Below are 10,952 nucleotides of genomic sequence, written 5' to 3' on the forward strand. Positions count from 1 at the left end.
GTCAGGGCCGGCGGTCCCCCGCTGGAGGGACCGTCCGGCACGGCTCACTTGGCCGGGGTCTCGCGCTTCTCGCGGATCTTCGCCTTCTTGCCGCGCAGGGCGCGCAGGTAGTAGAGCTTGGCACGGCGGACGTCACCACGGGTGACGACCTCGACGGAGTCCACGGTCGGGGCGTGCACCGGGAAGGTGCGCTCCACGCCGACGCCGAAGCTGACCTTGCGGACGGTGAACGTCGAGCCCACGCCGCTGTTGCGCCGGGCGATGACCACGCCCTGGAAGGCCTGGACACGCGAGCGGCTGCCCTCGACGACCTTCACGTTGACCTTCACGGTGTCGCCGGCGCGGAAGTCCGGGATGTCGTCGCGCATCGCTGCCGCGTCGACGAAGTCGAGCGTCTTCATGGTTGTCTCCCCACCCTGCCACAGGTCAGAGCAAGCTCTGGGGCCCGCACGCGGCGGACCGAAGTCGTGTAGAGGTGGTGCACCGTCCTCGGCCCGACGGTCTCCCCTGTGGCAGAGTCCGGGCTGCGGCACACCGACCAGCTATTCTGCCACATGCTCCCAGCGCGCAGCGTGCCGAGAGCCCGCGAGGTGGCGAGGGTCACGCGTCACCCGCCAGCCGAGACCGGCGAGCACCTCGAGGTCGTGAGCGTCGAGCATCTCGGGGTCCAGCGCGGCGATCATGTCCGGACGTCGGGCGGCGGTCCGCTCGAGGGCACGGTCGCGCCGCCACCGGTCGATCCGCGCGTGGTGCCCCGACAGGAGCACCTCGGGCACCTCCGCGTCGCCCCACCGCGGCGGCTTGGTGTAGACGGGGTACTCCAGGAGCCCGGCCGCCCCGTGCGACTCCTCCACCAACGACTGCGGGTTGCCGACGACACCGGGCAGCAGCCTCGCCACGGCCTCGACCATGACCAGGGCGGCGACCTCTCCGCCGTTGAGCACGTAGTCGCCGATGGAGAGCTCGCTCACCCGGTGACCGGCCGCACGGTACCGCTCCACGACCCGGGCGTCGATGCCCTCGTAGCGGCCGCAGGCGAGCACCATCCCGTCCTCGGTCGCGAGCTCCTCGGCGCGGCGCTGCGTGAACACCTCGCCCGAGGGCGTCGGGACGACCAGGTGCGCACCGGCCGGCACCGCCGCGGGACCCGGGCCACCGACGTCGGGCGACGGCTCCGGCAGGAGGTCGTCCAGGGCACGGCCCCACACGTCGGGACGCATGACCATGCCCGCTCCGCCGCCGAACGGGGTGTCGTCGACGGTGCGGTGGCGGTCGAGCGTCCAGTCCCGCAGGTCGTGGACGCGCAGGTCGAGCAGACCGGCACGGCGGGCCTTGCCGACGAGCGACAGGTCGAGCGCGGCGAGGTAGTCCGGGAAGATCGTGACGACGTCGATGCGCACGTCAGGCCTCGTCCTCGGGCCGGTCGACGACGGCGGCGTCGGCGTCGCGCGCCAGCAGCCCGCCCGGAGGACTGAGCCGGACCCGCCCGCCGGGCACGTCGACCTCGGGCACGATCGCGTGCACGAACGGCACGAGGGTGCGCTCGCCGCCGGTCTCGCGCAGCACCAGGACGTCGTGCGCGGGAAGGTGCTCGAGCCCGACGACCTCGCCGACGACCGTGCCGTCGGTGAGCTCCGCGCGCAGTCCGGCCAGCTCGTGGGGGTACCAGGCGTCGTCGTCCTGCGAGTCGCCGGCCTCGACGACCAGCTCGACGCCTCGCAGGCCCTCCGCCGTCGTGCGGTCCGGCGACTCGGCGAACGCGACGAGCCAGCGGCCCTGGTGGACGCGCGTCGCGGTGACGGTCAGGGGCCCGGCGTCGGCCGGTACGGTCCTGAGCTCCGCGCCGACGGTGAACCGCTCCTCGGGCACGTCCGTGCGGACGTCGAGGGCGACCTCGCCCCGCAGTCCGTGGGCCTTGCCGATGCGAGCCACCACGAGCTCCATGTCTCCTCCTCGTTCCTGGGGCCGGTCGCCCCGGTGTCCGGCCGAGCATCGCCCGGCAAGCGCGACGAGGCCCGGTCCCGTGGCGGGACCGGGCCTCGTCGGTGCTGCTCGTCGCTCTCGGTGTCAGCGGCGGTCGACGTCCACGACGTCGACCCGCACCGGACCGTCGGTGGCCAGCGAGCCGACGACGGTGCGCAGCGCCTTGGCCGTGCGGCCACTACGGCCGATCACCCGCCCGAGGTCCTCGGGGTGCACCCGGACCTCCAGCAGGTCACCGCGCCGCTGGGTGCGTGCCGTGACCCGGACGTCGTCCGGGTTGTCCACGATGCCCCGCACCAGGTGCTCGAGAGCGTCCGCGAGCATCAGGCCTCGGCCTCAGCCTCGTCGGCCTTCTCGGCGGACTTCTTCTCGGCGGCCTTCGCCTTGGCCTTCTCGGCCTCGGCGTGGACGGCCTCGATGGCGGCGGCGCTGTCGCCCGCGGCCTGCTTGGTCCGCAGCGTGCCCTCGGCACCCGGCAGACCCTTGAACTTCTGCCAGTCGCCCGTGACCTTCAGCAGGGCGGCGACCTGCTCGGTCGGCTGGGCGCCGACACCGAGCCAGTACTGGGCGCGCTCCGAGCTGATCTCGATGAGCGACGGCTCCTCGGTGGGGTGGTACTTGCCGATCTCCTCGATCACCCGACCGTCGCGCTTGGTGCGCGAGTCGGCGACGACGACGCGGTAGTACGGTGCCCGGATCTTGCCGAGGCGCTTCAGACGAATCTTGACGGCCACTGGTGTGGACTCTCCTGGTTCTGTGGGTGCGACCCGGGACACCTGCGGGTGGGGTCCTGCGGGTGGGCGGGTCAGGACTGGGCCTGCGCAGGTGAGAGGGGCCTGGGCACGCCGAGTACCCCGCTATTGTGCCAGACGCGCGCCGGTGCCCCAACCCCCGACCGCGTCACAGCCCTCAGGGCGCGACCACACGTCCGCGCAGGACGACGGCGCTCGGGTGGCGCAGGACCTCGACGTCCTCGCGCGGGTCGGACGGGTAGACGACGAAGTCGGCGCTGGAACCCTCGACCATCGCGCCGTGGCCGAGGTAGGCGCGCGCCTGCCAGGTCGCCATCGCCACCACCTCGGCGTCCGGGAGCCCGGCCGCCACGAGCTCGGAGCACTCGTCGGCGATCCTGCCGTGATCGATCGTGCCGCCGGCGTCCGTCCCCACCAGGAGCGGGATGCCGGCGTCGTACATCGCCCGCACCTGTTCGTGGCGACGCTCGTGCATGCGTCGCATGCGCGCCGCGTACACCGGGTACCTGCCGTCGGCCTGCTGCGCGATGGCCTCGAACTGGTTCACCTGGAGCAGCGTCGGGGTGACGCGGATGCCTCGCTGGGCGATCTCCGGCATCAGGTCCGCGGTGATGCCCGTACCGTGCTCGATACCGTCGACCCCGGCGGTGAGCAGGTCCTCGATCACCTCCGTGGAGAAGGCGTGCACCGTGACGCGGGCGGCCTCGGCGTGGGCGGCCTCGACCGCCTCGGTGAGCACGTCGACGGGCCACAGCGGTCGCAGGTCGCCGTCGGCGCCCAGGTCCCGGTCGATCCAGTCGCCGACCAGCTTGACCCAGCCGTCCCCGGCCCGTGCCTGCTCGGCGACGACGCGCGGCAGGTCGGCCACGTCGTCGAGCTCGATTCCGTAGTGGCGCAGGTACCGCTTGGGGCGGGCCAGGTGTGCCCCGGACCGCACCAGTCTCGGCAGCTCGGTCCGCTGGGCCACCCACGAGGTGTCCAGCGGGGAGCCCGCGTCCCGGATCAGCAGGACCCCGGTGTCGCGGTCCGCGAGCGCCTGCCTGGTCGCGGCGGCCTCGTCGACCGCGCCCCCGGCGTCGAGACCGACGTGGCAGTGGACGTCCACCAGCCCGGGCAGCACCCAGCCCTCGACCTCCGTGGCGGCGCTGCCCTGCGGCGTCGGCCGCAGAAGGCTCAGCCGCCCGTCGCGCACCCACATCTCGCCGACCTCGCGGTCCCCGTCGAGCAGGATGTGACCCGTGACGTGCAGGGGGACGTGAGGCACCGACATGACGGCAGCCTACCGGGGCGTCAGCGTCCGCCGCCGAGCAGCTTGCCGAGGTTGCCGGGCAGCTCGAGGTTCTCGAGGTCGGCCGCGGTCGGCTGCTCGCCGTCGGCGGCGCCCATCCCGAACGCCGAGCCGGCGGGCGCCGACTTCTTCGCCCCGCCGCCCAGCGCCCGCTGCATGGCCTCGCGCTCCTGCTGGGCCCGCTTGGCGGGGTTCCCGGACTTGCCCTTGACCTTCTTCTTCGGCTGCTGCTTGCCGCGCGACTTCTTGCCGCCGCCCGGCATCCCCGGCATGCCCGGCATGCCTCCGGGCATCCCCGGCACACCGCCCCCGCCCTGCGACATCTGGCGCATCATCTTCTGGGCCTGGGAGAACCGGTCGAGCAACCCGTTGACGGCGGCGGTGGTCTGGCCCGCGCCGCGGGCGATCCGTGCCCGCCGCGAGCCGTTGATGATCTTCGGGTTCTCCCGCTCGGCCGGGGTCATGGACTGGATGAGCGCCTGGACCCGGTCGACCTCACGCTCGTCGAAGTTCTCGAGCTGCTCGCGCATCTGCGCCATGCCCGGCATCATGCCGAGCATCTTCTTCATCGAGCCGAGCTTCTTCATCTGCTGCATCTGCACCAGGAAGTCGCTGAGGGTGAAGTCCTCGCCGCCGGCGACCTTCGCCGCCATCTTCTCGGCCTCTTCGGCGTCGAACGCCTTCTCGGCCTGCTCGATAAGCGTCAGCACGTCGCCCATGTCGAGGATGCGCGACGCCATCCGGTCCGGGTGGAAGACCTCGAAGTCGGTGAGCTTCTCACCGGTGGAGGCGAACATGATCGGCCGCCCGGTGACCTGCGCGACCGAGAGGGCGGCGCCACCGCGGGCGTCGCCGTCGAGCTTCGAGAGCACGACGCCTGTGAAGTCGACGCCCTCGGCGAAGGCCTGCGCGGTGTTGACGGCGTCCTGGCCGATCATCGCGTCGATGACGAACAGGACCTCGTCGGGGGTGATCGCGGCCCGGATGTCCGCGGCCTGCTGCATGAGGACCTGGTCGACACCGAGACGACCCGCGGTGTCGACGATCACGACGTCGTGCTGCTTGGTGCGCGCCTCGGCGACGCCGTCGCGCGCGACCCCGACCGGGTCGCCCACGAGCGCGTCGTCGGCCGTGTCCTGGTCGGAGGTGTTGCCGGGGTGCGGCGCGTAGACCGGCACCCCGGCACGCTGGGCCACCACCGACAGCTGGGTGACCGCGTTCGGTCGCTGCAGGTCCGCCGCGACCAGCAGAGGCGTGTGCCCCTGCTCGCGCAGGGCCAAGGCGAGCTTGCCCGCCAGGGTCGTCTTGCCCGCGCCCTGGAGGCCGGCGAGCATGATGACGGTCGGCGGGTTCTTGGCGAGCTGGAGCGCGCGCGTCTGCCCCCCGAGGATCGTCACCAGCTCGTCGTTGACGATCTTGACGATCTGTTGGGCCGGGTTGAGCGCTCCCGAGACCTCGGCGCCGAGCGCGCGCTCGCGCACGGCCGCCGTGAAGTGGCGCACGACGGGGACCGCGACGTCCGCGTCGAGCAGGGCGCGACGGATCTCGCGCACGGTGGCGTCGATGTCGGCCTCGGAGAGGCGTCCCCGGCCGCGCAGGTTCTTGAAGGTCGCGGTGAGCCGGTCCGACAGGGAGTTGAACACCAGGTGGTCCTCTTCGCGGGGTGGATGACGTGCGGTCCCCTAGCCTACCGGCCCCCTCCGGTCGCCCTGGACGCCCCGCTCACCCGGGCGACCCGCTCGCCCCGCCGAGCTCGGCGCGGGCGTTGCCCGTCAGCTGGTCGACGAGGCTGGCCCGCCATCCCGTCCACCCCGCCGGGCCCAGGGACGCGGAGTCGCTCTCGGTCAGCGCCCGGAGCACCTCCAGCAGGTCCGGGCGGTGGTCGAGCACCTTGAGCAGTCGCTGCACCGTGCCGGGGTCGTCGGGGTCCGCCGACGTGGCGAGCTGGGCCAGGGTCAGGTGCTGGCGCACCAGCGTCGTGACGTCGGCGACGAACGTCTCGTCGAACCCCATGCGTCGCACGATCCCGGGGACGATGCGCGCTCCCTCCACCGAGTGGTCGGAGCTCTCGGCGCGGCGGCGCTTGCCGATGTCGTGCAGGATCGCGGTGACCAGCAGCAGGTCGGCGGGCAGGTGCTCGGCGGCCACGCCGCGGGCGAGCCGGTGCTTGCGCACCGCCGTGGCCAGCGCGGCGGTCTCGACGAGGTGCCGGTCCACGGTGTGCCGGTGCACGGCGGCCCGTTGCGGCTTGTTCCGGACGTCGGCCCACTCGGGGATCCACGTCGTGACGGCTCCGGCCAGGTCGAGGGCCTCCCACACGTGCACCTGCGCCGGGCCGGAACCCAGGAGTGTCAGCAGGTGGCTCCGGGCGGACCGCGGCCAGGGCTCGGGCAGCGGTGGGCACTCGGCGAGGGAGTGGACGGTCACGGGCGAGAGCGCGAGGCCGGTGCGAGCGGCCGTGGCCGCGGCCCGCAGCGACAGCAGCGGGTCCTCCGCCGGCCGGGCCGTGACGCCCAGGACGAGCTCGCCGTCGTGCTCCACGAGCCCCTCGCCGACCGACCGCAGCCGCGGCGGCTGGCGCCGACCTCGGACGAGCACGGGCCTGCGCACCGCGGGGCGCTGCAGCGCCTGACGTGCCCGGCGCACCGTGGAGTCGAGGGCGAAGGAGATCTCGCGTCCGGCCGCGGCCAGGCTCGCCAGCAGCTCGTCGGGATCCGGGTAGCCGGTGAGGTCCGCCACCTCGTCCAGGTCCGCCAGGAGCAGGCGGGTCGAGCGGCGCCGGGTGACGACCTGGAGCGCGTCGCGCACGTCGAGCAGGTGCGCGTAGGCCGTGTCCACCCGGCCGTGCGGCCGGTCGGTCAGCCAGGTCGCGGCGAGAGCGGACAGCACGACGGCGTCGCGGATGCCGCCCCGGGCCTCCTTGAGGTCAGGCTCGATGAGGTAGGCGAGCTCGCCCGACCGCTCCGCCCGCTCCCGCACGCTGGACAGCAGCTCGGGCAGCCGGCGGCGCGACGCCGACCGCCAGTCGGTGAGGATCCCCGAGGCCGCGCGGTGCACGACGACGGCGTCGCCCGCCACCGGGCGCACGTCGAGCCAGCCGACGGCGGCGGGCAGGTCGCGTCCGGCGAGCTGGCGTGTCTGGGTGAGCGACCGGACGGCGTGGTCGATGTCGACCCCGGAGTCCCACAGCGGGTACCAGAGACGCTCCGCCACCTCGGCCAGCTCCGCAGGCTTGTGGGAGCGGCCGTCGTGCACGAGCACCAGGTCGAGGTCCGACAGGGGGCCGAGCTCGCCCCGGCCCAGTGATCCGACGGCAGCCAGCGCCAGCCCCGCGGGGTCGACGCCGGCGGTCGCCTCGGCGTAGAGGGCGGCGAGCCGGTCGGTGACGACCTGCTGCAGGGTGGCGCGACGGGCGACGCCGGATCGCCGCGGGCCGCTGAGGTCGGTGGCGACGGCAAGCAGGTCGTCGCGCAGACCCACGACAGGGCCCCGCACCCCGGTGCCGGGGTACGGGGCCTGCTCCGCGGGACCGCCGCCCGTGGTCGGGTGGTCGGTCATCGCGTCAGAGCGCGGCGTCGCCGTGCTCGCCGGTCCGGACGCGGGCGACGTCGTCGACCGGGACCGTCCAGACCTTGCCGTCACCGATCTTGCCGGTCTGGGCGGCACCCACCACGACGTCGACGATGGCGGGGGCGTCCTCGTCGGCGATGAGGATCTCGATACGGACCTTGGGGACCAGGTCCACGGTGTACTCCGCACCGCGGTAGACCTCGGTGTGGCCCTTCTGCCGGCCGTAGCCGCTGGCCTCGCTGACGGTCATCCCCCGGACGCCGGCGGCCTCCAGGGCCGACTTCACGTCGTCGAGACGGTGGGGCTGGATGACTCCGGTGACGAGCTTCATGCGCGGACCTCCTTGATGACGGAACCCTGCTGGATCCCCTCGTACGCGGACTCGCCGTGGACGGCGAGGTCGATGCCGTTGACCTCGACCTCCTCGGAGACGCGCCAGCCCATCGTGGGCTTGAGGATGATCGCCAGGACGTAGGTGACGACTGCCGAGAACACGATGGCGACCACCGCGATGATCGCCTGCACGGCGAGCTGGTTGATGCCGCCACCGTAGAACAGGCCCGTCTCCGTGGCGAGGAAGCCGATCGCGAGCGTGCCCCACAGGCCGGAGACCAGGTGGACGCCGACGACGTCGAGCGAGTCGTCGTAGCCGAGCTTGTACTTCAGGCCCACGGCGAGGGCGCTCAGACCACCCGCGACCACACCGATCGCGATCGAGCCGAGCGGGCTGACCGACCCGGCGGCCGGCGTGATGGCGACCAGACCGGCCACGACACCCGAGGCCGCACCCAGCGAGGTCGCGGAGCCGTCGCGGAACTTCTCGACGACCAGCCAGCCGAGGACGGCGGCCGCGGTCGCGGTGGTGGTGTTGACCCACGCGAGACCGGCGAACCCGTCGGCGGTGAAGGCCGAGCCACCGTTGAAGCCGAACCAGCCGAACCACAGCAGGGCCGCGCCGAGCATGACGAGCGTCAGGTTGTGCGGGCGCATCGGCTCGGTGCCGAAACCCTTGCGCTTGCCGACGACGAGCGCCAGCACGAGGGCCGCAGCCCCGGCGTTGATGTGGACCACGGTGCCGCCGGCGAAGTCGATCGGCGCCGCGATGGACGCGAAGGGGCCGTCACCGGAGAGCAGGCCGCCACCCCAGACCATGTGCGCCATCGGGAAGTAGGCGAAGGTGACCCACAGGGCGACGAAGACCATCCAGGTGCCGAACTTCACGCGGTCCGCGATGGCACCCGAGATGAGGGCGACGGTGATGATCGCGAACGTCGCCTGGAAGCCGACGCCGACGATGCCCGGGACACCGTAGTCGTCGATGAGGAAGGCACCGGCGTCGTCGTAGATCGCCCCCTGCAGCGCGAACTGCTCGAACGGGTTGCCGACGATCCCGCCGCCGATGTCGCTGCCGTAGGACATCGACCAGCCCCACAGGACGTAGATCACGGCCGTGACGGCGATCGCGCCGAACGACATCATCATCATGTTCAGGACGGACTTGCCGCGGACCATGCCCCCGTAGAACAACGCCAGTCCCGGCGTCATCAGGAGCACGAGAGACGCTGACGTCAGCATCCACGCGGTTGCCCCGGTATCCAGCTCCATTGTCTTACTCCCCTCGCCAGCCCGTGTGGCCGGTCGAGGACCACCGTGGCGGCGCGGCGTTTCATCCCGAGTGAAGTGGTGTTACGTCCGTGTGACAGACCTCTCACCCGCGTAAACATCGGGTTTCCGTCCAGATGACGAGACGAATCGGGGCCGCCGTGACGTTCCCGTGACCTGACGGGAGTGCGCTCACGAGCGGCGCGCCGACCCGGGCCGGCGGGTCAGCCGAGCAGGCCGTCGACGAACTGCTCCGGGTCGAACGGGGCCAGGTCGTCCGGCCCCTCGCCGAGGCCGACGAGCTTGACCGGCACCCCGAGCTCGCGCTGCACCGCCACGACGATGCCGCCCTTGGCGGTGCCGTCCAGCTTGGTCAGCACGATGCCGGTGACGCCGGCCACCTCGCCGAAGACCTTGGCCTGCTGCATCCCGTTCTGCCCGGTCGTGGCGTCCAGCACGAGCAGGACCTCGCCGAGGGGAGCCTCCCGGGTGATGACGCGGGTGATCTTGCCGAGCTCGTCCATGAGCCCCGCCTTGTTCTGCAGGCGGCCCGCGGTGTCGACCAGGACGACGTCGACGCCGTCCCGGGCGCCGGTGGCCACCGCGTCGTAGGCGACGGCGGCCGGGTCGGCGCCCTCACGGTCCGCGCGCACCGTCTCGACCCCGACGCGCGCACCCCAGGTGGTGAGCTGCTCGGCCGCCGCGGCGCGGAAGGTGTCGGCGGCGCCCAGCACGACGCTGCGACCCTCGGCCACGAGCACGCGGGCCAGCTTGCCCACCGTGGTCGTCTTGCCCGTGCCGTTGACCCCGACGACGAGCACGACGGCGGGCCGGGCCACGCCGTCGACCTGCCGCGGTGTCGTCGCCAGGGTGCGGTCGGCCGTCGGGTCGACGACCTTGAGGAGCTCCGAGCGCAGCAGCTCACGCACGGCCCCGGGCTCGCGCGCGCCCTCGACCCGCACACGGGTGCGCAGGGCCTCCAGCAGCTCGCCGGCCGGCCCGGCACCGATGTCCGCCAGCAGGAGGGTCTCCTCCAGCTCGTCCCAGTCGTCCTCGGTGAGGTGGTCCCGCGACAGGACGGAGAGCAGCCGGGCGCCCAGCGGGGACCCCGAGCGGGCCAGCCGGTCACGCAGCCGGACCATCCGGCCGGCCACCGGTGCCGGCGTCTCGAGGACCGGGGCCGAGGGCGGTGAGGCGGTGTCGACGGTCGCCGTCTCCGGGACGTCGGGTCGGTCCCGTTCCGGCGCGAGGGTGGTGGCGTCGCCTCCCTCGGCAGCACGGTCGCGGTCGCGGCGACGCAGCCGGGGGACGACGAGCGCGGAGCCGGCGGCCGCGAGCAGCAGGACACCGAGGACGATCCAGAGCCAGAGAAGGTCAGTCACGGTCCCCCAGTCTCCCAGACGAGGGCCGTGCGGGGCGCCTCAGCCGCGTGGTCTGCCACCGTCGGCGCGCGGGGTGCCGTGGAACGGCGTGCTCATCCGGTCCTGGGCCCGCTGGAGCACGTCGGACAGCTCGTCGGCGTCGACGTACGCCGGAGCGTCCTCCACCGCTCCCGCGAAGAACGCGTCCATGTCGGTGTCCACGGGTTCGGGCGCCGCGGTGCGCCGGCCCCGGCTCAGCCCCGCACGGAAGTCGCGCAGGAAGGCGCGCACGCCACGCACGTCGTCGTCGTCGCGCTTCTCCATGACGTTGGCGACGAGGAAGACGGCCGCCGCGACCAGCAACGACACGAGAATCCACACGACGAGAGCCATGGC

The 10,952-nt window shown here is 73.0% G+C and carries 12 protein-coding genes; all 12 read right to left on the minus strand.

Translation table 11 applies throughout. The features are described from left to right. Positions 1 to 44 precede the first annotated feature (44 nt). Complete coding sequence (gene rplS, locus AC3RJ8_RS10885) at positions 45 to 401, minus strand: 50S ribosomal protein L19 (protein ID WP_407318317.1); 357 nt, start codon at positions 399 to 401, stop codon at positions 45 to 47. 141 nt (positions 402 to 542) lie between these two features. Then, positions 543 to 1,400, minus strand: a complete 858-nt coding sequence (gene trmD / locus AC3RJ8_RS10890) for a tRNA (guanosine(37)-N1)-methyltransferase TrmD (protein WP_489712648.1) — start codon at positions 1,398 to 1,400, stop codon at positions 543 to 545. 1 nt (position 1,401) lies between these two features. Continuing rightward, a complete protein-coding gene (rimM, locus tag AC3RJ8_RS10895) occupies positions 1,402 to 1,944 on the minus strand; it encodes a ribosome maturation factor RimM (protein ID WP_489712649.1) in 543 nt (180 codons plus the stop codon). Between the two features lie 123 nt (positions 1,945 to 2,067). Beyond that, positions 2,068 to 2,307, minus strand: coding sequence for an RNA-binding protein (locus AC3RJ8_RS10900; RefSeq protein ID WP_489712650.1), 240 nt, complete (start codon positions 2,305 to 2,307; stop codon positions 2,068 to 2,070). Continuing rightward, positions 2,307 to 2,717, minus strand: a complete 411-nt coding sequence (rpsP, locus tag AC3RJ8_RS10905) for a 30S ribosomal protein S16 (RefSeq protein ID WP_489712651.1) — start codon at positions 2,715 to 2,717, stop codon at positions 2,307 to 2,309. The genes AC3RJ8_RS10900 and rpsP overlap by 1 nt, the downstream gene beginning before the upstream one ends. A 175-nt stretch (positions 2,718 to 2,892) precedes the next feature. Beyond that, positions 2,893 to 4,005, minus strand: a complete 1,113-nt coding sequence (locus AC3RJ8_RS10910) for an amidohydrolase family protein (protein WP_489712652.1) — start codon at positions 4,003 to 4,005, stop codon at positions 2,893 to 2,895. A 20-nt stretch (positions 4,006 to 4,025) separates the two neighbouring features. Next, positions 4,026 to 5,666 (minus strand): signal recognition particle protein, encoded by a 1,641-nt coding sequence (gene ffh / locus AC3RJ8_RS10915; RefSeq protein WP_489712653.1) that lies wholly within the window; start codon positions 5,664 to 5,666, stop codon positions 4,026 to 4,028. 79 nt (positions 5,667 to 5,745) lie between these two features. Further along, the gene (locus tag AC3RJ8_RS10920; protein WP_489712654.1) at positions 5,746 to 7,581 is read right to left on the minus strand and encodes a [protein-PII] uridylyltransferase family protein; all 1,836 of its coding nucleotides are present in this window, start codon (positions 7,579 to 7,581) and stop codon (positions 5,746 to 5,748) included. A gap of 4 nt (positions 7,582 to 7,585) precedes the next feature. Further along, a complete protein-coding gene (locus tag AC3RJ8_RS10925) occupies positions 7,586 to 7,924 on the minus strand; it encodes a P-II family nitrogen regulator (protein ID WP_407318326.1) in 339 nt (112 codons plus the stop codon). Then, a complete protein-coding gene (locus AC3RJ8_RS10930) occupies positions 7,921 to 9,198 on the minus strand; it encodes an ammonium transporter (RefSeq protein ID WP_489712655.1) in 1,278 nt (425 codons plus the stop codon). The genes AC3RJ8_RS10925 and AC3RJ8_RS10930 overlap by 4 nt, the downstream gene beginning before the upstream one ends. A gap of 221 nt (positions 9,199 to 9,419) precedes the next feature. After that, positions 9,420 to 10,577 (minus strand): signal recognition particle-docking protein FtsY, encoded by a 1,158-nt coding sequence (ftsY, locus tag AC3RJ8_RS10935; RefSeq protein WP_489712656.1) that lies wholly within the window; start codon positions 10,575 to 10,577, stop codon positions 9,420 to 9,422. A 39-nt stretch (positions 10,578 to 10,616) separates the two neighbouring features. Continuing rightward, on the minus strand, positions 10,617 to 10,949 hold the full coding sequence (locus tag AC3RJ8_RS10940) for a hypothetical protein (protein ID WP_489712657.1): 333 nt from the start codon (positions 10,947 to 10,949) through the stop codon (positions 10,617 to 10,619). Positions 10,950 to 10,952 lie beyond the last annotated feature (3 nt).

It is taken from the genome of Isoptericola sp. MSGPD8_1_ISO-PGPR-S23-394 (genome assembly GCF_058072785.1).

Excerpts from the sequence above, each read along its gene's own strand:
- rplS (WP_407318317.1), bottom strand. The coding sequence starts at position 401 with ATGAAGACGCTCGACTTCGTCGACGCGGCAGCGATGCGCGACGACATC.
- rimM (WP_489712649.1), bottom strand. The coding sequence starts at position 1,944 with ATGGAGCTCGTGGTGGCTCGCATCGGCAAGGCCCACGGACTGCGGGGC.
- AC3RJ8_RS10900 (WP_489712650.1), bottom strand. The coding sequence starts at position 2,307 with ATGCTCGCGGACGCTCTCGAGCACCTGGTGCGGGGCATCGTGGACAAC.
- AC3RJ8_RS10910 (WP_489712652.1), bottom strand. The coding sequence starts at position 4,005 with ATGTCGGTGCCTCACGTCCCCCTGCACGTCACGGGTCACATCCTGCTC.
- AC3RJ8_RS10920 (WP_489712654.1), bottom strand. The coding sequence starts at position 7,581 with ATGACCGACCACCCGACCACGGGCGGCGGTCCCGCGGAGCAGGCCCCG.
- AC3RJ8_RS10925 (WP_407318326.1), bottom strand. The coding sequence starts at position 7,924 with ATGAAGCTCGTCACCGGAGTCATCCAGCCCCACCGTCTCGACGACGTG.
- AC3RJ8_RS10930 (WP_489712655.1), bottom strand. The coding sequence starts at position 9,198 with ATGGAGCTGGATACCGGGGCAACCGCGTGGATGCTGACGTCAGCGTCT.
- AC3RJ8_RS10940 (WP_489712657.1), bottom strand. The coding sequence starts at position 10,949 with ATGGCTCTCGTCGTGTGGATTCTCGTGTCGTTGCTGGTCGCGGCGGCC.